A 23,440-nucleotide genomic window follows, 5' to 3' on the forward strand; every position below is an offset into this window, starting at 1 on the left:
CCATGACTATCCCTATTTATCAGGCCGACGCCTTTACCGATAAACTGTTTGGTGGCAACCCTGCTGCTATCTGTCCGCTGGATGAATGGCTGCCTGATGAAACCATGCAAAAGATAGCGCTGGAAAATAACCTTGCCGAAACCGCTTTTTTTTTAAAAACCGAAAATGGCTATTTGCTGCGCTGGTTTACCCCCGAACTGGAAATAGATCTTTGCGGACATGCCACACTTGCATCAGCACATATATTATTCACCGAACTGGGATACGAGGGCGATACCATTCGTTTTGACACGGTTAAAGCCGGCACGCTGATAGTAAAACGCGATGGTGATAAGTATTCAATGGATTTCCCGTCGCGGCCCCCATTTGCTGCCGATAAGCCTGAAGGTTTGATAGAGGCATTAGGCGGTAAAAAGCCTAAAGAAATCTTACGCTCACGTGATTACTTTCTGGTTTACGATACTGAGGATGATATTTTAGATATAAAACCCGACCATTTTGCTTTAGCCAAGATAGATAGCCTTGGCATTATTGTTACGGCCCCCGGTAAAGATGTTGATTTTGTATCCCGCTTCTTTGCCCCTGCTGCCGGCGTTCCCGAAGACCCGGTTACCGGTTCGGCGCATTGCAATCTTATACCCTACTGGGCCGCAAAATTGGGGAAGAACAAATTACATGCCTACCAGGTATCTGCCCGCAAAGGCGAGCTATGGTGCGAGCTGAAAGGTGACAGGGTAATTATGACCGGCAAAGCGATAACTTATCTTAAAGGGGAAATATATATTTAAGCGAAGCCCTCTAAAGGGATAGTCAATTAAAATTAGACGTTCGAAAGCTCCCCTATCAAGGGGTTGGGGGGCTGACTTTTTTTGCTTATTTTCCGACCTTAATTTTTTTAGATCATACGGAGTATTAATGCAACTTACCAAGTTAGAAATCAAGGGGTTCAAAAGCTTTGGAGATAAGATCACCATTAATTTTAATGAGGGTGTTACCGCTATTGTTGGCCCAAATGGCTGTGGTAAGAGCAATGTGGTCGATTCTATCCGCTGGGTTTTGGGCGAGCAAAGTACCCGTGCGCTGCGTTCCGAGAAAATGGATAACATAATTTTCAACGGGACTAAAAGCCGCAAGGCCGCTAACCTTGCCGAAGTTTCCTTAACATTCGATAATACCAAAAACGTCCTCCCTACAGATTTCTCGCAGGTAACTTTAACGCGCAGGTTGTACCGCACCGGCGAAAGCGAGTATCGCCTTAATGATGTACAGTGCCGTTTAAAGGATATCACAGATCTTTTCCTGGATACGGGCATCGGTGCAGATTCGTATGCTATCATCGAATTAAAGATGATAGACGAGATCATTAATAACAAAGAAGGCTCGCGCCGTAATTTGTTTGAAGAAGCATCGGGTATCTCTAAATATAAGCTTCGTAAAAAACAAACATTCAGCAAGTTAAAAGATACCGAAGCTGATTTGGAACGTGTTGAAGACTTGCTATTTGAGATAGAAAAGAATTTAAAAACGCTTGAAAATCAGGCTAAAAAAACAGAACGCTACTACAAGCTGAGAGAACAGTATAAGGTACTAAGCATTTCACTGGCGTCATTCCGTATCGCAAATTTCAGCAAGTCGTTAGCCGAAATTGAAGAGAAAGAACAGATCCAGCGGGAAGAAAAATCGGGCATTGCTGCGCACATAGATACTTTGGAGGCCGCATTGCAGCGAAACAAGCTGGATAGCTTTACCAAAGAGAAAAACCTTGCAGCACAACAAAAAGCCAGTAACGAGTTCACGGCCAAAATACGGGCATACGAAAGCGAGAAACGTGTTAAGAACGAGCAGCTAAAACATCAGCAGGATAAAGAAACCCGCTTAAAGGAAGAGCTGGAACGGGACAATAATCAGTTTAAACACGTTCAATACAATATAAAACGCCTGAACGAAGAGAAATTGCAGGAAGACGAAAACCTGCATACGATAACCCAACGCGTTGCCGAATTAAAGGAAGCGGTTGACGAACTGCGTGTGCAACAGGCAGAGGCACGTAACGAGCTAAATGAACTGAACAGCATAAACAGCAGGCTGCAAAACCAGCTTTACAAAGCCGAAAAGGATATTGAAATCCTAAACATACAACAACAGGCGCTTGAGCAGGAAAGCCAGCGCAATATGGAAGACACCACTAACAAGGAAGCCGAACTTTCGCATTTCAACACGGTAGTTGCTGAGCTGCAGAACCGCGTTGAAACTTTAAAAAGCGAATATGACCTTGCTGTTGATGCCGAAAACAAGCTACAGGAACAAATAGCCGAAACAGAGACCGAACTAAAAACGGCAAACAATAACATAGCCACTGATGGTCGTAAACTGGATGCTAAACAGAACGAATATAACCTCACCAAAAGTTTGGTTGATAATTTGGAAGGCTTCCCGGAATCTATTCGTTTCTTAAAAAAGAACACTAACTGGGCTAAAACAGTTACCCTTTTTAGCGATATACTATTTTGCAAGGAAGAATACCGGGTAGCCATTGAAAACTACCTGGAGCCGCTTATGAACCATTATGTGGTAAATACTTATGACGAAGCCATAGCGGCTATTAACCTGCTAAGTAACTCGGCAAAAGGACGTGCGCACTTTTTCATACTGAATAACTACGAGGCCGCGTCAAAACCAAACGAAACAAGTTTAATAGATTCGGCCGCTGTACCTGCTTTATCTGTTGTGGAAGTTGAGGAGCGTTATAAGCCATTATGTAATCATTTGCTAAAGAGTGTTTACTTGGTAAATGATAATACAGAACAAGATATTAACGCGGTTAAATTACCCGATGGCGTTGTGCTGATTGGTAAAAGCGGTAAGTTCAATAAATCAAAACACACCATGGCTGGTGGCTCGGTAGGTTTGTTTGAGGGTAAACGTATTGGCCGGGCTAAAAACCTTGATAACCTGCTAAAAGAAATTAAGCAGGCCGAAACCCGCATTCAAAAATATAAAAGCAAAAGTGAGGAGCTGCAAAGCAAGCTATCTGCCTTAAAGGAATCGGGCAGAACTAATGAGCTAAGGCAGCAGCAGTTTGAACTGAATCAGGTAAATACCGAATTAGTCACCGTTAAAACTAAACAGGAACAATACCAGGCATTTATAGAGAACAGCCTTAACCGTAAGCAGGATATCGCCAACAAAATAGCCGGCATAAAAGAAGAGATACTTAACCTTAGCCCCCTATCAATTGAACTGAAAGCCCAAAAGCAGATCCAAAGCGATTTGATGCTGGATAAGCAACAGGCCTTTAATGAGTTGAACGAAATGGTAACGGTACAATCCACTACCTATAATCAGGAAAATATCCGTTTCCATCAGCAGCAAAATAAAGTTTCGGGGTTGGTGAAAGATCTTGACTACCGCGAAACCCAGCTGGAACATCTGGATGTACGCATCCGCCAAAATAGTACAGAGCTAGAAAAGGTGAAGGCCCAGATCATGGAAAACCTGCAGCAAACCGGCGATAGCGACGAAAGCCTGCTGGAAATGTATGAGCAAAAGGAAGCGCTTGAAAAAGGTACTGCGGACGCCGAGCAGGAATACTATACATGGCGGGCTACCATTACCGAAAGCGAGAACGAGGTGTCGAAATTAAGGCAAAGGAAAGACCAAACCGAGGCTTTAGAGAATGAATTAAAGGATCAACGCAATAACCTTAAGTTGGAACTAAATGCCTTACGTGAGCGCTTATCAGTAGAATTTAACGTAGATATAAACGACCTGATAGAGATTGACACCAATGAAGCCGGCGATGAAGATGATATACGCGAACGTACCGAAAAGTTAAAAAGGCAACTGGACGATTTTGGCGCTATTAACCCAATGGCTGTTGAAGCTTATAATGAAATGAGCGAACGCCATAGTTTTATACAGGGGCAAAAGAAAGATCTGGCCGAAGCTAAAGCATCGTTACTGGCAACCATACAGGAGATAGATGATACCGCTAAAGAGAAATTCATGTCGGCTTTTACTATGGTGCGCGAGAATTTCATTAAGGTATTCCGGTCGTTATTTAATGAAGAAGATTCCTGCGATTTGATACTAAGCGACCCGCAGCATCCGCTGGAGTCTGAAATTGATATTATTGCAAGGCCTAAAGGGAAACGCCCTTTGTCTATCAATCAACTTTCGGGTGGCGAAAAAACGCTTACAGCTACGGCGATATTGTTTTCGCTTTACCTGTTAAAGCCTGCGCCCTTCTGTATTTTCGATGAGGTTGATGCCCCGCTTGATGATACCAATATTGATAAGTTTAATAACATTATCCGTAAATTTTCTAAAGAATCGCAGTTCATCATTATATCACACAATAAACGCACTATTGCCTGTACCGATATTATTTACGGGGTAACCATGGTTGAGCAAGGCATATCAAGGGTGGTACCTGTTGATCTGCGCGAATTAGCTGATTAGGAATATAGGGTAAACAAAAAAGTCCGAAAGTTAATACTTTCGGACTTTTTTGTTTATGCAGACCAGCTTATTTTTTAAGCTTCAGATGATCATATATCATACCCTTAAACTGTTTTTTATCCATTTGGGTAGTCATTCTTTTTGCTTCATCCATAGACAAGGTTTTAAGATTAGATGTGCTTTGTATGCGTTTAGTTGGAATAGAGAACACACCGTTTTTTACATAGTTAATAGCATAGGCAAATAAACTTTCGGTTGGGTCACCAAACTCTTTACTTACGTCATCAAAGTCTTCAACTCCCGGGTATTTAGTAGAACCAGGCTTCATACCATCATAATATCCCCCGTTGCCGGCAGAGTTTTTGGTTTCAAACTGAGGTACATACAATTGATATTTATTAATATCGATGGCAAAGAAACCCACCGGTTTACCATAACTTGTTGTTCCAATAAGTTTAACATCCATTTTAGGTATTAAATTATTTATTGTAAGCTCACTTGCTGATGCTGTAGAATTTGTAACAATAAAAAATACCCTGCTGATATTTAAATTACCCGCTTTAGCAAACTTTGCCTGGTTGGATGGATCGGTAGGCAAAAATTCGCCGGTTTTAATATTGTAGATCTTACTTAATAAGGGGTGAATATCATGCTGAAGATCATCATTATAAAATGTAGAATACATTAACGAACCGTTGGCAGATGAAGGCGCAATTAAATCGCTTAAATATTCGGCTGTTGAAACATAACCGCCACCGTTATAGCGCAGATCAACTACCAGATCTGTTACGCCCTGTGCTGCAAAATTGCTAAATGCAGCATCAAGTTTAGGCTTGGCGTTGGCATCTTCTGTAAAGCTGTTAAATACAATATAACCTACCTTTTTGCCACCACCTGCATCAACAATGTTTGTAGCTAAAACAGGGTTAACAATGTAACTGCCCGTTGCCATAGATACATTAAAACTGTTACCATCTGGCTTTTTAAGGGTCATGGTAATAGTTGGACTACTATTATAAGCATTAACAATAAAATTCACATTAGCTCCTGAACCATCTCCATCATAAGTTAAACCAGAGCCACTACGGCCATTTATAGCAGTAATTTGATAGCCTCTTTTTAGGCCTTTAACATCGGCAGGCGAACCCGGATAAACATATTTTACCCTTAAATCATTCTCTGTTGTGCCGTATGAAGGTGCAAAACCAAAGTCGCCTTTTACACCACCTAACTCGCCGGATACGCTTCCATCGTCAATAAAAGAATATTTTGCATAACCAGGTGCCGGTGAATAGTATTCATAAGGCTTACCGGTTGCAGGGTTAATAGCGTATTGCGATAACGCATCAACTTCGGTTGATAATGCGTCCAGATCATTAGTGCCACTAAACGAACGGGGTTTAAATGCCTCATAAGTTGGCAGGCTTTTATTCCAATAGTAAGTTTCTTTTGTATACAGATACACCGAATCTTTTATCAGATCTAATGCTGATGGGGTTGGTGTTACTTTTTTATCCTTTTTACAAGATGTTATACCTACTGCCGAAAGCAATAGAAATAAGTAAAATATTTTCTTCATATTTTATATTAATTATTTACGAGTTAACGATATTATTATATTTATATTATATCACTGATTTATATGATATCTTTGACATTTAAATAGTCTATACCACATGCTTCGGCGCATAACTTATCTGTATCCGAACCTTCTATCATAATTAAGTCTCTGCGTTCCAGGTTATGCTCTTTCATTAACAAGTGCAACACATCCGGTTCGGGTTTAGGGAGGCTTTCATCAGCAAAGTAACAGATAAGGTAGGGCTCTAACCCATGCCACTCCACTTGCCGTAGCTTATTAAGCTGTTGCTGTGGGTTACCGTTTGTTACTATAAAAAGCTTTTTACGGTCTAAAACCACTTCCTGCATAAAGCTAAGCATATTTTTGTATAGCAGCAATTTTAATGGAAGGCGAGATGTTAATAACATTATCTCTAAATTTTTACGATACTTTTCATCAACGTTTAACTCAGCCGCTATTGTGTTAAACACTTCCCCCTCTCCTTTCTGGATATATGTATCTATCATCAGATCGGTTGTCTTGGCGGCGCTATTTAATTCGGTGTATTCCAATAAATTCGCAAAAAGGTAATAGATCTGGAAGTAATAATCTTTTGCGGGGTAAAGCACATCATCCAGCTCAAAAATAAAAGCTTTTTTACGCGGGTCTATATCGCTATATGTTATGGCTTCCATTTATAATATTAATATTATACTCCTTAAATAATTGGCCGGATAATAGCAATACATCTGCCTCCTGCTTGTTCAGCAAATAAGCGGTATCAATGTTATTATCTAAACAAAATGTTAGCATTTCGTGCGCATAAGTATCTGATGCAGGGTTGGGTAATTTCAGCATTCCCATAAAAACGGGTAGCTCATTAAAATCGCCCATAACAACTTCATCATTATTCAAAGTATTTTTAAGCTTATGGGCCTGGGCCGATGTAGCGGCGGTAATAAGTATTTTCACCTATAAATTATTTACAATTAACCCGTCTTTCATCAATATGGTGCGGTCGCTCATGTCAGACAGGTCCTGGTTATGGGTTACAATTACAAAGGTTTGGTTAAAATCGTTGCGTAGTTTTATAAAAAGTTCGTGCAGTTCAAGCGCGTTTTTCGAATCGAGGTTACCAGATGGTTCATCTGCAAATATTAGGGCCGGGTTATTTATAAGCGCCCTTGCCACAGCAACGCGCTGCTGCTCACCGCCGGATAGTTCTGCCGGTTTATGCGTGATCCTATCACCCAGGCCAAGCATCTCTAACAATTCCCTTGCTTTTTTCTCGGCTTCGGCGCGTGGTAAACCTGCTATAAACGCGGGTATGCACACATTTTCAATAGCGTTAAACTCTACCAGTAAATGATGGAACTGAAAAATAAAGCCGATCTTTCGATTGCGAAACTCGCTTAAGTACTTGTTGCTAAGTTTGCTAACCTCAACATTATCAATAAATAACTGGCCTGAATCCGAGGCATCTAATGTTCCGAGTATATTTAATAGCGAGCTTTTACCTGCGCCTGATGCACCTACAATTGTTACAATTTCGCCGCGTTCTACTTCAAGGTCTACCCCTTTTAATATATGGAGCTTTCCGTATGATTTATTTATCGATTGTGCTTTAAGCATGGGCAAATTTAGTGAATAGAGATTAGTTAATTGGTGGTCAGGTATTATTTAAAATCATAAAAAACATCCATAGCAGTATAATTATCACAAAACAATTACCGTAAATATTACAAATCTCTAACCCCTACCCACTAATCTTTAAAACGAAAATAGTAGCTTTACCGCAAATTCTTCAAATAACATGAACATTCACGAATATCAGGGCAAAGCGATACTAAAAAGCTTTGGCGTAAGAGTACAGGAAGGCATAGTTGCAGATACACCTGAAGAGGCTGTTGCTGCTGCTCAGAAAATGAAGGAAGACTTCGGGTCGGACTGGACAGTTATAAAAGCACAGATACACGCAGGTGGCCGTGGTAAAGGCGGCGGCGTAAAGCTGGCTAAAAATCTTGAACAGGTTAAAGAAATTGCAGGCAATATAATAGGCATGCAATTGATAACCCCGCAAACCGGCCCCGAAGGTAAACTGGTAAAAAAGGTTTTGGTTGCGCAGGATGTTTACTATCCGGGCGAAAGCGAAGTAAAAGAATATTATATAAGCGTATTACTTGACCGTGCTAAAGGCCGTAACATTATCATGTATTCTACCGAGGGTGGCATGGATATTGAAGAGGTAGCACACTCTACACCAGAGTTGATACACAAAGAAGAAATTGACCCTAAAGTTGGTTTACAAGGTTTCCAGGCACGTAAAATTGCCTTTAACCTGGGCCTATCGGGCGATGCGTTTAAGGATATGGTAAAATTCATCACCGCTTTATATAAAGCGTATGATGCTACCGATTCTTCACAGTTTGAAATAAACCCGGTATTAAAAACATCTGATAATAAAATTTTAGCCGTTGATGCTAAAGTTAATATTGATGATAACGCGTTATACCGCCACGCAGATTATGCTGCACTGCGTGATACTGACGAGGAAGACCCTACCGAAGTTGAAGCAAGCAAATCAAACCTTAACTATGTTAAGCTTGATGGTAACGTTGGCTGTATGGTTAATGGTGCCGGTTTAGCTATGGCAACTATGGATATTATTAAAATTGCCGGTGGCGAACCTGCTAACTTCCTTGATGTTGGTGGTACTGCTAATGCAGCTACTGTTAAAGCCGGTTTTAATATCATTTTGCAAGATCCTAACGTTAAAGCTATCCTGATCAACATTTTTGGTGGCATTGTTCGTTGCGACCGTGTTGCACAAGGTGTTATTGATGCTTATAACGAAATTGGCAATATCCCTGTTCCTATCATTGTTCGTTTACAAGGCACAAATGCCGAAGAAGGTAAACAACTGATTGATAACTCGGGTTTGAAGGTTTACTCTGCTATCCTTTTAAAAGAAGCTGCAGACAGAGTTAAAGAAGTTTTAGCGCTTTAATTTTAAAGATTAACTAACCTTAAATATGAAGGGGGCCAATTGGCCCCCTTTTTTTTATCGGTGATTTTTGAAACATGAATGATAATATAAACTTAATAAACAATGCCCCTATTTATTTGGTTATGTATGCGAATGTCTGTTGATTGTAATTGTTTGAAAATATAATAGATGTTTAAACATCTATTATTATCTTTGTTCTATAGTTAATAAGAAACAAAACTAAAAACATAAAATATCATGGCAACAACAAAATGGGTATTAGACCCAATGCACTCAGAAGTACAATTTAAAGTAAAACACCTTGTAATATCAACTGTAAGCGGTTTCTTCAAATCATTTGAAGGACAACTTGAAACAGAGAACGAAGATTTTACAGGTGCTAAAATTGAGTTTTCACTGGATGTGAATAGTATAGATACTACACAACCACAACGCGACGAGCACTTAAAATCTGCTGAGTTTTTTGACGCGGCAACATACCCCAAGATCACTTTTAAATCAACTTCTTTCACAGCAGACGGTGATGACTATAAATTAGTAGGTGACCTTACAATTAAAGATATTACAAAACCGGTTACCCTTGCAGTTGAGTACGGTGGTTCTGCCGGCGATTTTTATGGCAACACAAAAGCCGGCTTTGAAGTTACCGGTAAAATTAACCGTAAAGAGTTTGGCTTAGTATGGGATGGCGTTACCGAAGCAGGTTCCATAGTGGTAGGTGAAGACATTAAACTAAACATGAACATACAGTTTGCGAAGCAAGCATAAGTAGTTCTGATATCGAAATTGAAATTTCGAATTGATTTAAAATGCCGGATATAACATTTATTCGGCATTTTTGTATTATATCAAGTTTGAAACCCGATTTTGCATTATGCTAATAAAGATATACCCCGAAAACCCAAACGAGAAAGCAATAGAACAGGTGGCTGATGTATTGCGCAAAGGCGGCCTCATTATATACCCTACCGATACCGTTTATGGTTTGGGTTGCGATATCACCAATCAAAAGGCTATCGAAAGAATATGTAAAATAAGGAATATCAAACCAGAGAAAGCCAATTTCTCTTTTATCTGTTATGATCTTAGTCATATATCAGATTATATAAAACCTATTGATAACGCCACGTTTCGTGTATTAAAGAAAGCGCTGCCGGGACCGTTCACCTTTATTTTTAATGCCAGCCACGCCGTACCAAAACTGTTAAGTTCAAACAAAAAAACAGTAGGTATCCGTGTTCCGGATAACAACATAGCCCGCGAAATTGTAAAAGTACTGGGCAACCCTATCCTATCAACTTCTATCCACGATGAAGATGATATCATAGAATACTCTACCGACCCCGAACTGATCCATGAAAAATATGAAGACCTGGTTGATCTGGTAATTGACGGCGGTTATGGCGAAAATATCCCTTCAACCGTTATAGATTGTACATCCGGTGGCTTCGAGGTTATTCGTGAAGGTAAAGGCGAGTTGGAAGAATATTTATAATCTTATATTTACCGTGCTGTCTTTATAACCGGCAAATAAAAATTTGATAACAAACCTTAAACAATTTGCTGAATTTATACGCTCTTATGCCACTGGTGGGGGCATTTTAATTGCCTGCGTTATTATATCCCTTTTAGTGGCGAATTTTGGCTTTAATGATCCGTTTAATGGCGTTTTGGAAACTACCATTGGCCCCTATACTACCCTTGCCTGGATAAACGATGGTTTAATGGCCATCTTCTTCCTGCTGGTTGGTCTCGAGATTAAAGACGAAGTATTAAATGGCGAATTATCTGATAAACAATCGGCCACCCTACCCGTATTTGCGGCCATTGGCGGCATGCTTATTCCTGCCGCAATATATGCGCTCATTAATCTAAACACAGCCACCGGTAAAGGCTGGGGTATCCCTATGGCTACCGATATTGCTTTTGTAGTGGCTATCATCAGCGTCATCAAATCGAGGGTACCACAATCGTTGCAGGTGTTTATAAAAGCACTGGCAATTGTAGATGATCTTGGGGCGATATTGGTTATCGCCATATTCTATTCGGCCGGGCTGCATACAACTTATCTGTTACTGGCATTGGCTATGTTTATTTTACAGCTAATATTTAACCGCTTTAATGTACGTTATTTGGCGGCATACCTTATTCCGGGAGTATTTATGTGGTATTTTATCCATCACAGCGGCATACATGCAACTGTGGCCGGGGTGTTAACCGCAATGGCTATCCCACATAATATTAAGTTGGGTTTCTCTCCGTTAAAGAAGCTGATACACCTGCTGGAGAACCCGGTAAATTTTATCATTGTACCGTTATTCGCCCTGGCTAACTCTAATATAAATATCGTGGAAAGCCTGGCCGGTGGTAATATTATAAATCCTCTATCAGCAGGGATCTTATTTGGTTTGCTGTTGGGCAAGCCCATAGGCATAACGCTGTTTAGCTGGCTGGCAGTAAAACTTAAGCTATCAAAATTAGCCGATGGCGTAAAATGGACTCAAGTTTGGGGAATTGGTCAATTAGCAGGGATCGGTTTTACCATGTCTATATTTATGGCGCTGCTTTCCTTTGCTGATGTCGAATTACAAAGCCAGGCAAAGTTCACCATATTAGTCACTTCGTTATCAGCAGCGGCAATTGGCTATATATTTCTTGTCCGGGTAAAAAGGACTACGACTTAATATTGCCAATAAAGGCAGGGATCTTGTCCATGTAATTATCTTCGGCAAGTAGTTTCACAAAAGCGCTTCCTACAATAGCGCCATTAGCATATTGGCAAGCTTTGCGGAAAGATTTATGGTCTGATATGCCAAAACCTATAATAGTTGGGTTTTTCAACTCCATGGCTTTAATGCGGTTATAGTAACCTTCAATGCTATCTGTAAGCTGTAAATTGCCACCCGTTATTGATGATGACGAAAGCAAGTAGATAAAGCTATTGCTTAACCTGTCAATCTTACGGATGCGTTCTTCAGATGTTTGCGGGGTAACCAGGAATATATTGCTCAGGTCATTATCCTCAAAATAATTGCTGTAAAGCAGTTCGTATTCGTACATCGGCAAGTCGGGTACAATAATACCATCTACGCCTACCGCAGCTGCCGCTTTGCAAAAGCGCTCAACACCAAACTGCACTATTGGGTTAACATAACCCATTAACAAAATGGGGATGCTTACGCGGCTACGCAGATCTTTCAATTGCTCAAACAGCAGATGAAGATTCATGCCATTATCCAGCGCCGTTTGCGAGCTATGCTGTATAGTTGGCCCGTCTGCAACCGGGTCCGAATATGGGAAACCTATCTCCAGGAAATCGGCGCCGGCTTTTTCTAATGCTTCGGCAATATCAACAGTGGTGTTCAGTTCCGGATAACCGGCAGTAAAGTATATCGAAAGCAGGTTTTTATTTTTTGTTGCAAAAAGCTGGTTCAGTCTGTTCATTGGAGATGTTGTGTTTGCCATATTCCTTACCTGCAAAAATTAGTTGGCAGGCAGCTGCAAAAATATCGTTAATAAATGTCTTTTATAGCATGATAAGAATATTTTACCACAGACGACACAGAGTTTTTTCACAGAGGCCACTAAGTTTTTTAAATTATTAATCTTTGTGCTCTTTGTGTATTTTTCTCTGTGACGTCTGTGGTTAATTGCCTGCTATTATAGTTAATTAATTTTGTTTTGCTGATCCTAACCTCTACTTTAGAGCAATCTGCTTTTAGCAGATATGCATTAAACCCTGAAGAATTATGTCTCCCGGAATATTACTCTCATTTATAGTTGGTTACTTTTTAGTACTCTTGGTGATATCATATCTCACCTCAAAAAAATCATCAGATAACGATACCTTTTTTGTAGCTAACCGTAATTCCAAATGGTATTTAGTTGCCTTCGGGATGATAGGTACGGCATTAAGTGGTGTGACTTTTATATCGGTACCCGGTAAAGTAGGTGCTCCAAGTGGCGACCAATTTGCCTACTTTCAATTTGTGCTGGGTAACGCGGCAGGTTTTATTATAATAGCCACTGTACTGTTACCCTTATATTACCGCTTAAAGCTTACATCTATATATAGTTATATTGAACAAGCTTTGGGTACTTGGAGCTATAAAACAGCAGCAGCCATTTTCTTGCTTAGCCGTACCATCGGCTCATCATTCAGGCTGTATCTGGTGGTTATTGTATTGCAGAAATTCATTTTTGACAGCTATGGTGTGCCATTTGCGGTAACAGTGCTGATATGCCTGGTGCTCATATGGTCGTACACGTTTAAAGGCGGCTTAAAAACTATTATTATAACCGATAGCCTGCAAACCTTATTCCTGGTATCATCGGTGTTCCTATCTATCTATTTTATTTGTGACAGCCTTAACTACAATATATTTGAAGCAGCCGAGGCCATCAAAAACAGCAGTTACTCTAAAATATTTTTCTTTAATGATTTTCTGGGCAGCCACTTCCATCTAAGTAAACAGTTCCTGGGTGGCTTATTCATTACGGTTGGTATGACCGGCCTTGACCAGGACCTGATGCAAAAAAACCTGAGCTTGAAAAATATAAAAGAGGCACAGAAAAACATGTTCAGCTTTACCGCGGTATTTGTGGTGATCAACATTTTCTTTTTAAGTGTTGGTGCTTTATTATACATATATGCGCAACGCAATGGTATTACGGTAGCAAAAACCGATTACCTATACCCTACCATCGCTTTACAATACCTGGGTATAATACCTGCAATGGTGTTTATGCTGGGCTTAACCGCGGCAACTTTTGCCACTACCGATTCGGCGCTTACAGCGTTAACAACTTCCTTCTGTGTAGATTTCTTAAATTTCAATAAACGCGGTGATGTAAACAGCAAGAAAATGGTTAATGTGCGCCATTATGTGCATATCGCTTTTTCGGGCCTTATGTTCCTCACGATAATTATGTTCAACGCGCTGAATAATGATGCCGTTGTAACCGCTATATTCAAGGTAGCATCATACACTTATGGGCCATTATTGGGGCTTTACAGCTTTGGTTTATTTATGAGTAACAGGCAGGTTAATGATAAGCTCGTGCCGTTTATTTGTTTGATATCCCCAGCGGTTTGTTACTTCCTCAGTACCGAGTCAAAAAACCTTTTAGGAGGTTATGTTTTCGACAATGAACTTATCATTGTAAACGGATTAATTACCTTTGGTGGCCTGTTGCTAAGCTCGCATAAGAAAACAAAGCTTGCAACATTATAGTTATACTTTTTTATTATAGAACATGACTGGTGAAGAAAAAATAAGACAAGCATTTGAGAACAAAAACTGGCAGGAAATTAAGGTTACCGATTCCTGGCAAATATTTAAAATAATGGCCGAGTTTGTAGACGGCTTTGAAAAACTAGCAAAAATTGGCCCATGCGTATCCATCTTTGGGTCGGCACGTACACATAATGATAACAAGTACTATAAACTGGCCGAAAACACTGCCCGCTTGCTTACAGAGCGTGGCTATGGCGTAATATCAGGCGGTGGGCCGGGTATTATGGAGGCAGCTAATAAAGGCGCTTACGAGGCCGGTGGTAAGTCGGTAGGCTTAAATATCGAGCTCCCTTTTGAACAGTTCCACAATAAATATATCGACAGGGATAAAATACTGGAGTTTGATTACTTCTTTATCCGTAAGGTTATGTTTATGAAGTATTCGCAGGGCTTTATAGTATTGCCGGGAGGCTTTGGTACTATGGATGAATCGTTTGAAGCAATAACGCTGATACAAACCGGCAAAATAGCCCGCTTCCCTATCGTTTTTGTTGGGGTTGAATATTGGGGTGGCCTGTTTAAATGGGTTGAAGAACGTATGCTGGCAGACGAGCACAACATCAGCGCGGATGACCTTAACCTTTACCGCGTGGTTGATACTGCCGAAGAAGCCGCGGAACATATCTTCCGTTTCTATGATAAGTATGTGTTGAAACCAAACTTTTAAAGTTGAATATGTTTCCAAAAAAGGCGGTTTGTATGTACAGGCCGCTTTTTTGCTTAGGAACAAATTGCTTTTTCTTCTTAGGCGGTTCTGTGACGACTCTTCTTGCGCTCGTCTGCGACGAGTGCTTAACATGGTTTAGCATCTGTGATGCGGTGGAGCGATATAAGCGCTAACCCATGTTAAGCACTGATTATAAATCAGCGCAAGTAATATTTCTAATTAATCTTCCTGATAATCAACCGCTACGCTCCTTAATTTCCTTTTTTAATAATTTCTTAACCTAAAATGCATCCTTTTTCTATCTTTGCGGCGGGATAAGTCTTTTACGGCCAGCTCCTCTTGAACTCCCCCAGGGTGGGAACGCAGCAAGGGTAGAGAGTTGAGCGGCGCGATAAGAGTAGCTTATCCCATTTTTATGCCCTGTTTTTTCTAAAAGGGCATAATTGGATATCAAACTCACAGATATTCAACATTCAAAATACATTTCTTCCGGCCAAACTAATTATCTTCGCACATGCTCGATATACTTATTATAGGCGGTGGCCCCATTGGTTTAGCCTGCGGACTGGCAGCTCAAAAAGCCGGATTAAGTTTTGTTATTGTTGAAAAAGGCTGCCTGGTAAATTCATTGTACAACTACCCTTCTACCATGACATTCTTCTCTACATCAGAAAAACTGGAAATTGGAGGCGTGCCTTTTGTTACCGTACACACAAAACCAACCCGTGCCGATGCCTTAGAATATTATCGCCGTGTGGCTTTGTCTAACAACCTGCCATTAAACTTATTTGAAGAAGTAACCGATGTAAAACCCACAGATGGCGGCTATACTATCGTCACTTCAAAAGCTACTTACCGGGCAAAAAAAGTGATCCTTTCAACAGGGTTTTATGATATAGCTGTAAATTTAAATATCCCCGGCGAAGACCTGCCTAAGGTAAAACACTATTATCAGGACCCGCATTATTACACCTTGCAAAAAGTTGTTGTGGTGGGCAGCAGCAATTCCGCTATTGACGTGGCTTTAGAAACTTACCGCAAGGGTGCCGAGGTTACACTTGTGGTTCGCGGCCCCGAGATTAGCCCCCGGGTTAAATACTGGGTGCGGCCGGATATCATCAATCGTATAAAAGAAGGCAGCATTAAGGCTTATTTCAACTCAAACCTTGCTGCTATCCGCCAAACGGAGGTTGATATACATACCCCGGAAGGTAAAATAACCATCCCTAATGATTTTGTTATGGCCATGACGGGTTATAAGCCTAATTTTGATTTTCTGGCAAAGCTGGGCATTAAACTATCCAAAGATAAATTCATACCCGAATACAATCACGAAACTATGGAAACCAACCAGGCGGGACTATACCTTGCCGGCGTGGTTTGCGGCGGATTGGATACACACCTTTGGTTTATCGAAAATTCACGCATTCATGCGGATATGATAATTGATGATATTGTGAGAAAGAAGTAAGAGTTGGTTTTTTTATTGATCAATATTTATTATCGATGAAAAACTTTATATTAACTACATAACCCCGGCTTATGAGTAATATCACTATCAAAGAGCTTGCACTTAAATTGAATTTGTCGGCCGCCACTGTATCGAGGGCATTAAGTGATAGTTACCAAATTAGCACTGCAACCAAACAAAGGGTTTGGGATTTAGCTAAAAAACTAAATTATGAACCTAACCCATCGGCAAGTACTTTACGAAGCCATAAAACCAAAACCCTGGCGGTAATTGTTCCCGAGATAGCCAATAATTTTTTTTCGCAGGCAATTAATGGCATCGAAGAAGTTTCGAGGCAACATGGCTATCATGTATTAATTTATCAAACCCACGAAAACAGCGAAATAGAAGCCGCCTTTATAAAAAGTTTAGTGAGCGGCCGTGTTGATGGGGTTTTAATCTCAGTATCGAGCGAAACAAATAATAAGGATCATTTTACCGAACTAAATAAAACCATCCCTGTTGTGTTTTTTGACAGGGCGTTAGACAATATGGAGGCTGTTAAAATAACAACCAACGATTATGAAAGTGCATATAACGCTACAGAACACTTAATTGAATGCGGCTGTAAAAAAATAAGCTTTCTTTTTGCACTTAATAACCTTTCAACCGGTAAAAACCGACTAAACGGCTATATAGATGCATTGACAAGTAATAACATTGCTTATGATGAAACACTAATAATTAACTGCGATAAAGATGAAAACCAAAATTACTCGCACATAAAAGATCTATTGACTAAAAATAAACCAGATGGCCTGATTTCCTCTATTGAAGAATTGGTACTGCCTTGTTATGCTATATGTGAAGAGCTAAATATAAATATCCCCGATGATCTTAAAATAGTAAGCTTCTCTAACTTAAAAACAGCGCCATTCTTAAACCCGTCGTTAACAACCATTACACAACCCGCATTTGAAATAGGTATAACAGCCGCAACCCTCATTTTAAAGCTATTGAATAAAAAACAAGTTGACACAAACGAAGTTGTCGTGTTAAAATCGGATCTGATTGAGAGAGGATCTACGGCTGTTAAAAAAAATTAAAGTTTAACCGTTTCGGGTAAGTACTTAGCAATTAAATCTTCATAATAGGGTTTTAACTCGGCCACTACGGGTGGTTTAGGGCTTTTAGAATACAAGTCGTACGGGTTAAATTTATCAACCCATTTAAACATCTCCTTATCGTGGGCATTTAACAGGTGATCATAAGCGTTTTCGCGATGCTGCGAATAAAACGAATGATAACGGATCATGTATAAAGCGGGTTCGGGAAGATAATCTTTAGTTATATGATACAAATATTCATCATGTCCCCACGACATATGAATGTTATCTAACCCACACTGGTGCGTGTAAACGCCGTATTTGGTATTAAAACGCTCGTCGTCATTATCAGGGTTGGCAGCAAAAAATTCTGGGAATACAATTTTGTCCGAAAACTTGCAACCCACCGGGAAGGTATCTCCCACAACATTCCATTGTGGTTCGCCAAATAAGCATAATACCTTGCCTAAATCATGTATAAATCCGGTTAATACAAACCAATCCGGATGTCCGTCGGCCCTAATGGCTTCGGCTGTTTGCAGTAAATGTTGCAGCTGATCTAAAGAGGTATCAGGATCAGAATCATCAACCAGGGTATTTAAATAATCCATGGCATCCCACCAGGGCATTTCCTTTTTATCAAACTTTAAAAAATTAGCCTTTTTTGCCAATACATTATCATAGGTTTGATATTTATGGTTGAGCCTATAAAATTCGCGCACCGAGTCGTTTTCCGGGCTATCGTAATTCCTGAACTCCTCTTTAGCTTTTTTTGTGCCGTCTTCCGGATATCTTTTTAAAACATCATCTTCCCATACATCCAAACTACTTAGCGGTGCTATTTCATTTTCATTTAAACTTTCCATATCAGTAATTTTTTATTGAGCCTTCGGATAAAACAGCGTTAATAGGACTGTCCTTTTATAATTGGTATTATAAAGTTCAATAAAACATATGGTTATGTTGGCAGTAAGTGTGGTGTATATTTACGTAAACGATTACGTAGATGTTTGTTAACCGCATTATTATCACAAAACAGAAGTAATAATCAACATTAATTAAGCTTTTGCAGATACTGTTCTGTTATATTAATATTTCTCAATTGTAATGTTTTATGCGTGCAGGCAAATTATAACAGTTTTTTCTTGCATAAGTAAAATTTAATGCAATAATTTGCACAAAATTAAAAAGTACACATACTTTCAAGAAAATGATCAAACAAAACATAAACAGAATGGATATCAGTGCATTTTTTGCTCCGGTTGCCGCTGCTTTAGTTTCTTTTGTTTTGTTATTCCCCCCCAGCCGACGACGGGTGTTCATCCCACGGGTTTGAATTAGGTTTTAATCTCCACCCAAACAAAGAAGCCTTATTAAACTTCTTTAAACAACGTCCATCTAATTATTACGGCCTTATAAAGCCAATAATTTAACGGTAATTTTTCTATTATAATGACCATACAAGATTTTGACATAACCGTAGCAACTGCACAACATGCAGACTTTGCCACTATTATATGTGATGAAATGGCAGAGTCGGCCAAGGCGCGCGGTACTGGTATTGCCCAGCGTTCTCCGGAATATGTCGCTAACAAAATGCTGGAAGGCAAAGCTGTTATAGCCTTGCATAAGGACGGTACCTGGGCAGGCTTTTGCTATATCGAGACCTGGAGCCATGGCGATTTCGTGGCTAACTCTGGCTTGATAGTAAACCCCATCTATCGTAAAGCAGGTTTGGCAAAAGCCATCAAACATAAAATATTCGAACTATCGCGTACAAAATATCCTAAAGCTAAACTTTTTGGGTTAACTACGGGTTTGGCAGTAATGAAGATCAATTCGGAAATTGGTTACGAGCCCGTTACCTATTCTGAACTTACTCAGGATGAAGATTTTTGGAAAGGCTGTCGCAGCTGCGTTAATTACGATATTTTGATGAGCAAAGATCGTAAAAACTGCATGTGCACCGCCATGCTTTTTGATCCGGAAGCTATTCAGAAGCAATACGAAGAGAAAATGAAAAAGATAACGCACAAAGCAACGTTATTAGAGCGTATTGAAGCGGCGATAAAGAAACGCATGGAGAAAATGGTTTTGTTTAGTTAATAGAAGGTTACAGGTTAATAATATATAATGGACAAGAAAAAAGTAGTACTGGCATACAGTGGAGGATTAGATACATCATTTTGCTGCATTTATTTAACACGCGACTTAGGTTACGAGGTTCACTCGGTGATTGTTAATACAGGTGGTTTTAGTGACGAAGAGCTTAAGGGCGTTGAAGAACGCGCTTACCAAATGGGCGTAACTTCGCATCACGTGGTTGACGAGACCGAAAACTTCTATAATACCTGTGTACGTTTCCTTATATACGGGAACGTGTTAAAAAACAACACCTATCCCCTTTCGGTAAGTGCCGAACGTGTTAGTCAGGCCACTGCTATTGCCAATTACGCCAAAGAGATTGGCGCCGAATATGTTGCTCATGGCAGTACCGGCGCGGGTAACGATCAGGTGCGTTTTGATATGATCTTCAATATTCTTGTGCCCGAAGTTCAGATCATCACTCCTATTCGTGATTTGAAACTAAGCCGCGAAGCAGAGATTGAATACCTGAAAAAACACGGCGTTGAAATGAACTTTGAAAAAGCAAAGTATTCTATCAACAAAGGTATTTGGGGAACATCAGTAGGTGGTAAAGAAACATTAACATCAAATTTAGGTTTACCTGAAGAAGCATGGCCTACACAGGTTACCGAAACTGAGCCAAGAACATTAGAACTTGTTTTTGACCAAGGCGAACTGGTTGGTATCAATAACGAAAAATACGATCACCCAACTAAAGCTATACAGGCTTTACAAGCAATAGCACAACCTTACGGCATTGGCCGTGATATCCATGTGGGCGATACCATTATCGGTATTAAAGGCCGTGTGGGTTTTGAGGCTGCTGCACCAATGGTAATTATTAAGGCTCACCATACGTTAGAAAAGCATGTGTTAACCAAATGGCAGCTTTCGTGGAAAGACCAGTTATCTGCTTTCTATGGTAACTGGCTGCACGAGGGACAGTTCCACGACCCTATTATGCGTAATATGGAAGCATTTTTAACTGATACACAAAAGAATGTGAGTGGTAAGGTATTTGTTCAGCTTTATCCGTACCGTTTCCAGGTGGTAGGTATCGAGTCTGATCATGATCTGATGTCGAATAAGTTTGGTAGCTACGGCGAAATGAATAACTCATGGAGCGGCGAAGATGTGAAAGGGTTCTCCAAAATATTTGGTAACCAGGTAATGATATACCATAAAGTAAACGGCACAAATGAGTAACCCTGTTTTTTCGAGAAGTGAATGCCTGAGCCAGTACAGGTGGGGCGATGATTGCCATGGCTGGAACTTTGTAGATACAGATGAATTATCTGTTAAGCAAGAACTAATGCCGCCTGATACAGCTGAGCAGCTTCACTATCACGAAAAAGCAACTCAGATGTTCTTTATTTTAAAAGGCAGGGCCATTATGACCATTGATGGTGTAGAAAGCATGCTGAAGCCGGAACAGGGTATTTTGATACTTCCCGGCCAAAAGCACTTCATCAGCAATAAAGACCAGGCCGATCTTGAGTTTATATTATATTCTTATCCCTCAACAAAAAATGACAGAATCAACCTATAAACATATAAGAGCAGGTATTGTAGGCGGTGCAGGCTATACCGGTGGCGAAATGTTGCGGATACTTATTAATCACCCAAACGTGGAGATAGTATTTGTACACAGCAACAGCAATGCGGGTAACCATGTTTACGATGTGCATACCGATCTGTTTGGCGATACCGACCTTAAGTTTGCAGCTGAATTAGCCTACAATGTTGACGTATTGTTTTTATGTGTTGGCCATGGCGATGCTAAAAAGTTTTTAGAAGCTAACGAGATCCCAGATCATATCATGATAATTGATTTAAGCCAGGATTTTAGGTTAAGTCAAAACTCAAAATTTAAAAATAAAAGCTTTGTATATGGTTTGCCCGAGTTGAACCGTGAAGCCATTAAAACGGCTGATAATATAGCAAACCCGGGTTGTTTTGCTACCTGTTTACAATTAGGCTTATTACCGCTTGCAAGTAAAGGCTTGCTGAAAAGCGAGGTACATGTAACCGCAACTACCGGATCAACCGGTGCGGGCCAAAGCCTTTCTCCTACCTCGCATTTTACCTGGAGGAATGATAACCTGTCTGTTTACAAGGTTTTTAATCACCAGCATTTAAACGAGATCGGTCAATCATTAAGGCAACTGCAAGGTGTTTTTGATAAAGATATAAACTTTGTGCCCTATCGTGGTGGCTTCACCCGCGGTATCATCGCTTCTATTTACACCGAAAGCGACCTGTCGGAAGCTGAGGCGTTAAAGCTTTATCAGGAGTATTATGCAGGCCATCCGTTTACACATGTAACCAATAAAGACATCGACCTGAAGCAGATCGTGAACACCAATAAATGCTTCTTGCAGGTTAAGAAATACGATAATAAGATATTCATAATGAGCATAATGGATAATTTACTTAAAGGTGCTTCGGGCCAGGCAGTTCAAAATATGAACCTGTTGTTTGGCTTAGATGAACGCACAGGATTACGACTTAAGGCGACTGGTTTTTAAGCCATTCGCCACAATAGCGTTTATCAATTAAGTATTAATTTTTCTTCTGTTTTAAAATGAAATTATTCGACGTATATCCAATCAATCCAATCAATATAGTAAAAGGCGAAGGTAGCCTTGTTTATGACGACAAAGGCACTGAGTATCTTGACCTTTACGGCGGTCATGCTGTTATTTCAATAGGCCATACTAATCCGCATTACGTAAAACGTTTAGAAGATCAGCTGCAGCAAATAGGTTTTTACTCCAACTCTATTGAGATCCCACTGCAAACCCAACTGGCCGAAAAACTGGGCCATGTTTCAGGTAAAGAAGATTACCAATTGTTTTTGTGTAACTCGGGTGCCGAGGCTAACGAGAACGCTTTGAAACTTGCATCGTTTTATAACGGTAAAAGGAAAATCATTGCCTTTAGGAAGGCATTTCACGGCCGTACATCATTGGCTGTTGCTGCAACAGATAACCCAAAGATAGTTGCCCCTGTTAACGAAACGGATAATGTGATATTCCTGCCATGGAATGATGAGGCTGCTTTGGAAGAGGCTTTTAAGAGCAACGAAGTATCATCTGTAATTATTGAAGGTATACAGGGTGTTGGCGGTATACAGGTTGCACCGGTTAGCTTCCTGCAAAAAATAAGGTTGCTTTGCGATACGCATAACGCTGTTTTTATAGCAGATTCGGTACAATGCGGTTACGGCCGTACAGGCGAATTCTTCTCGCATGATTTCGCAGGCATTAATGCCGATATCTACTCCATGGCTAAAGGTATGGGTAATGGCTTCCCTGTAGGTGGTATCATTATATCGCCTAAGATTGCGCCGGCTTATGGTATGCTGGGCACTACATTTGGTGGCAACCACCTGGCATGCGCCGCGGGTTTAGCCGTGCTTGAAGTTATTGAACGTGATAACCTGATGCAAAACGCTGCCGAAGTTGGTGGTTACCTGATTGAAGAATTAAAGAAATTTGATAAGGTAAAAGAAGTGCGTGGCCGTGGTTTAATGATAGGTATAGACCTGCCCGAAGAACTGAGCAACGTTAAAAAAGACCTATTATTTAAGCATAAGATCTTTACAGGCGAAGCCAAACCAAATGTGGTTAGATTATTACCTGCACTGAACCTGACCAGGGCGCATGCCGATAGGTTCCTGGAAGCATTTACTACAACTTTAAACAATTCTTAGTATTAGATATATATTTTTACAACATAATCATTCAAAGTCCCTCTCCCAT

General features: G+C 40.2%; 20 protein-coding genes, 1 other RNA gene and 1 pseudogene. 16 read left to right on the top strand and 6 right to left on the bottom strand.

What is annotated here, in order from left to right; genetic code table 11:
* Nucleotides 1–2 precede the first annotated feature (2 nt).
* Nucleotides 3–788, top strand: coding sequence for a PhzF family phenazine biosynthesis protein (locus tag NPE20_RS03085; protein ID WP_256537132.1), 786 nt, complete (start codon nt 3–5; stop codon nt 786–788).
* A gap of 127 nt (nt 789–915) precedes the next feature.
* Entirely contained in the window at nt 916–4,461 is a 3,546-nt protein-coding gene (gene smc / locus NPE20_RS03090) for a chromosome segregation protein SMC (protein WP_256537133.1), read from the top strand.
* Nucleotides 4,462–4,528: 67 nt separating this feature from the next.
* Here the strand turns inward: smc and NPE20_RS03095 are convergent, their stop codons facing one another.
* Genes NPE20_RS03095 through NPE20_RS03110 form a run of 4 tightly spaced genes read right to left on the bottom strand, consistent with a single transcriptional unit; the run spans nt 4,529 to nt 7,654 of the window.
* Nucleotides 4,529–6,040: a S41 family peptidase gene (locus tag NPE20_RS03095; protein WP_256537134.1), complete on the bottom strand. Its 1,512-nt coding sequence runs from the start codon at nt 6,038–6,040 to the stop codon at nt 4,529–4,531.
* Nucleotides 6,041–6,099: 59 nt separating this feature from the next.
* Entirely contained in the window at nt 6,100–6,717 is a 618-nt protein-coding gene (locus NPE20_RS03100) for an HAD hydrolase-like protein (protein WP_256537135.1), read from the bottom strand.
* The gene (locus NPE20_RS03105; RefSeq protein ID WP_256537136.1) at nt 6,698–6,994 is read right to left on the bottom strand and encodes a hypothetical protein; all 297 of its coding nucleotides are present in this window, start codon (nt 6,992–6,994) and stop codon (nt 6,698–6,700) included. The genes NPE20_RS03100 and NPE20_RS03105 overlap by 20 nt, the downstream gene beginning before the upstream one ends.
* Nucleotides 6,995–7,654: an ABC transporter ATP-binding protein gene (locus NPE20_RS03110; RefSeq protein ID WP_256537137.1), complete on the bottom strand. Its 660-nt coding sequence runs from the start codon at nt 7,652–7,654 to the stop codon at nt 6,995–6,997.
* Nucleotides 7,655–7,832: 178 nt separating this feature from the next.
* On the opposite strand from NPE20_RS03110, the pseudogene sucC reads away from it, so the two are divergent.
* The 4 genes and pseudogenes from sucC to nhaA all read left to right on the top strand — a co-directional run.
* Nucleotides 7,833–9,029: pseudogene (sucC, locus tag NPE20_RS03115) on the top strand (ADP-forming succinate--CoA ligase subunit beta); the annotation flags it as partial.
* A gap of 237 nt (nt 9,030–9,266) precedes the next feature.
* On the top strand, nt 9,267–9,797 hold the full coding sequence (locus NPE20_RS03120) for a YceI family protein (RefSeq protein ID WP_256537139.1): 531 nt from the start codon (nt 9,267–9,269) through the stop codon (nt 9,795–9,797).
* A 106-nt stretch (nt 9,798–9,903) separates the two neighbouring features.
* Nucleotides 9,904–10,524, top strand: coding sequence for an L-threonylcarbamoyladenylate synthase (locus NPE20_RS03125; protein WP_256537140.1), 621 nt, complete (start codon nt 9,904–9,906; stop codon nt 10,522–10,524).
* A gap of 43 nt (nt 10,525–10,567) precedes the next feature.
* The gene (gene nhaA, locus NPE20_RS03130; protein WP_256537141.1) at nt 10,568–11,713 is read left to right on the top strand and encodes a Na+/H+ antiporter NhaA; all 1,146 of its coding nucleotides are present in this window, start codon (nt 10,568–10,570) and stop codon (nt 11,711–11,713) included.
* Here nhaA and trpA read toward each other — a convergent pair.
* Complete coding sequence (gene trpA, locus NPE20_RS03135; protein WP_256537142.1) at nt 11,703–12,473, bottom strand: tryptophan synthase subunit alpha; 771 nt, start codon at nt 12,471–12,473, stop codon at nt 11,703–11,705. The genes nhaA and trpA overlap by 11 nt on opposite strands.
* 305 nt (nt 12,474–12,778) lie before the next feature.
* Here trpA and NPE20_RS03140 point away from each other — a divergent pair, with 305 nt between their 5' ends.
* The 5 genes from NPE20_RS03140 (at nt 12,779) to NPE20_RS03160 (ending at nt 17,549) form a co-directional block, all read left to right on the top strand.
* Complete coding sequence (locus NPE20_RS03140) at nt 12,779–14,263, top strand: sodium:solute symporter (protein ID WP_256537143.1); 1,485 nt, start codon at nt 12,779–12,781, stop codon at nt 14,261–14,263.
* A gap of 22 nt (nt 14,264–14,285) precedes the next feature.
* Entirely contained in the window at nt 14,286–14,993 is a 708-nt protein-coding gene (locus tag NPE20_RS03145) for an LOG family protein (RefSeq protein ID WP_256537144.1), read from the top strand.
* Between the two features lie 312 nt (nt 14,994–15,305).
* Nucleotides 15,306–15,404, top strand: an RNA gene (gene ffs, locus NPE20_RS03150) — signal recognition particle sRNA small type.
* A gap of 103 nt (nt 15,405–15,507) precedes the next feature.
* On the top strand, nt 15,508–16,464 hold the full coding sequence (locus NPE20_RS03155) for a YpdA family putative bacillithiol disulfide reductase (protein ID WP_256537145.1): 957 nt from the start codon (nt 15,508–15,510) through the stop codon (nt 16,462–16,464).
* 71 nt (nt 16,465–16,535) lie between these two features.
* A complete protein-coding gene (locus NPE20_RS03160) occupies nt 16,536–17,549 on the top strand; it encodes a LacI family DNA-binding transcriptional regulator (protein ID WP_256537146.1) in 1,014 nt (337 codons plus the stop codon).
* Here NPE20_RS03160 and NPE20_RS03165 read toward each other — a convergent pair.
* Complete coding sequence (locus NPE20_RS03165; RefSeq protein ID WP_256537147.1) at nt 17,546–18,415, bottom strand: inositol oxygenase family protein; 870 nt, start codon at nt 18,413–18,415, stop codon at nt 17,546–17,548. The genes NPE20_RS03160 and NPE20_RS03165 overlap by 4 nt on opposite strands.
* A gap of 586 nt (nt 18,416–19,001) precedes the next feature.
* Between NPE20_RS03165 and NPE20_RS03170 the strand changes: the two genes are divergently transcribed.
* Genes NPE20_RS03170 through NPE20_RS03190 form a run of 5 tightly spaced genes read left to right on the top strand, consistent with a single transcriptional unit; the run spans nt 19,002 to nt 23,391 of the window.
* Nucleotides 19,002–19,655: a GNAT family N-acetyltransferase gene (locus NPE20_RS03170; protein ID WP_256537148.1), complete on the top strand. Its 654-nt coding sequence runs from the start codon at nt 19,002–19,004 to the stop codon at nt 19,653–19,655.
* 27 nt (nt 19,656–19,682) lie between these two features.
* Nucleotides 19,683–20,882: an argininosuccinate synthase gene (argG, locus tag NPE20_RS03175; protein ID WP_256537149.1), complete on the top strand. Its 1,200-nt coding sequence runs from the start codon at nt 19,683–19,685 to the stop codon at nt 20,880–20,882.
* The gene (locus tag NPE20_RS03180; RefSeq protein WP_256537150.1) at nt 20,875–21,225 is read left to right on the top strand and encodes a cupin domain-containing protein; all 351 of its coding nucleotides are present in this window, start codon (nt 20,875–20,877) and stop codon (nt 21,223–21,225) included. The genes argG and NPE20_RS03180 overlap by 8 nt, the downstream gene beginning before the upstream one ends.
* Complete coding sequence (gene argC / locus NPE20_RS03185) at nt 21,206–22,204, top strand: N-acetyl-gamma-glutamyl-phosphate reductase (protein ID WP_256537151.1); 999 nt, start codon at nt 21,206–21,208, stop codon at nt 22,202–22,204. Before NPE20_RS03180 ends, argC begins: the two co-directional genes overlap by 20 nt.
* Nucleotides 22,205–22,260: 56 nt before the next feature.
* Complete coding sequence (locus tag NPE20_RS03190) at nt 22,261–23,391, top strand: aspartate aminotransferase family protein (protein ID WP_256537152.1); 1,131 nt, start codon at nt 22,261–22,263, stop codon at nt 23,389–23,391.
* Nucleotides 23,392–23,440 lie beyond the last annotated feature (49 nt).

Source organism: Mucilaginibacter aquariorum (assembly GCF_024498135.1).
GTDB classification, from domain to species: domain Bacteria; phylum Bacteroidota; class Bacteroidia; order Sphingobacteriales; family Sphingobacteriaceae; genus Mucilaginibacter; species Mucilaginibacter aquariorum.

Excerpts from the sequence above, each read along its gene's own strand:
- NPE20_RS03095 (WP_256537134.1), bottom strand. The coding sequence starts at position 6,040 with ATGAAGAAAATATTTTACTTATTTCTATTGCTTTCGGCAGTAGGTATA.
- NPE20_RS03180 (WP_256537150.1), top strand. The coding sequence starts at position 20,875 with ATGAGTAACCCTGTTTTTTCGAGAAGTGAATGCCTGAGCCAGTACAGG.
- trpA (WP_256537142.1), bottom strand. The coding sequence starts at position 12,473 with ATGAACAGACTGAACCAGCTTTTTGCAACAAAAAATAAAAACCTGCTT.
- argC (WP_256537151.1), top strand. The coding sequence starts at position 21,206 with ATGACAGAATCAACCTATAAACATATAAGAGCAGGTATTGTAGGCGGT.
- NPE20_RS03120 (WP_256537139.1), top strand. The coding sequence starts at position 9,267 with ATGGCAACAACAAAATGGGTATTAGACCCAATGCACTCAGAAGTACAA.
- NPE20_RS03085 (WP_256537132.1), top strand. The coding sequence starts at position 3 with ATGACTATCCCTATTTATCAGGCCGACGCCTTTACCGATAAACTGTTT.
- NPE20_RS03160 (WP_256537146.1), top strand. The coding sequence starts at position 16,536 with ATGAGTAATATCACTATCAAAGAGCTTGCACTTAAATTGAATTTGTCG.
- NPE20_RS03100 (WP_256537135.1), bottom strand. The coding sequence starts at position 6,717 with ATGGAAGCCATAACATATAGCGATATAGACCCGCGTAAAAAAGCTTTT.
- smc (WP_256537133.1), top strand. The coding sequence starts at position 916 with ATGCAACTTACCAAGTTAGAAATCAAGGGGTTCAAAAGCTTTGGAGAT.
- NPE20_RS03140 (WP_256537143.1), top strand. The coding sequence starts at position 12,779 with ATGTCTCCCGGAATATTACTCTCATTTATAGTTGGTTACTTTTTAGTA.
- NPE20_RS03170 (WP_256537148.1), top strand. The coding sequence starts at position 19,002 with ATGACCATACAAGATTTTGACATAACCGTAGCAACTGCACAACATGCA.
- NPE20_RS03145 (WP_256537144.1), top strand. The coding sequence starts at position 14,286 with ATGACTGGTGAAGAAAAAATAAGACAAGCATTTGAGAACAAAAACTGG.
- NPE20_RS03155 (WP_256537145.1), top strand. The coding sequence starts at position 15,508 with ATGCTCGATATACTTATTATAGGCGGTGGCCCCATTGGTTTAGCCTGC.
- NPE20_RS03165 (WP_256537147.1), bottom strand. The coding sequence starts at position 18,415 with ATGGAAAGTTTAAATGAAAATGAAATAGCACCGCTAAGTAGTTTGGAT.
- NPE20_RS03125 (WP_256537140.1), top strand. The coding sequence starts at position 9,904 with ATGCTAATAAAGATATACCCCGAAAACCCAAACGAGAAAGCAATAGAA.
- NPE20_RS03190 (WP_256537152.1), top strand. The coding sequence starts at position 22,261 with ATGAAATTATTCGACGTATATCCAATCAATCCAATCAATATAGTAAAA.
- argG (WP_256537149.1), top strand. The coding sequence starts at position 19,683 with ATGGACAAGAAAAAAGTAGTACTGGCATACAGTGGAGGATTAGATACA.
- NPE20_RS03110 (WP_256537137.1), bottom strand. The coding sequence starts at position 7,654 with ATGCTTAAAGCACAATCGATAAATAAATCATACGGAAAGCTCCATATA.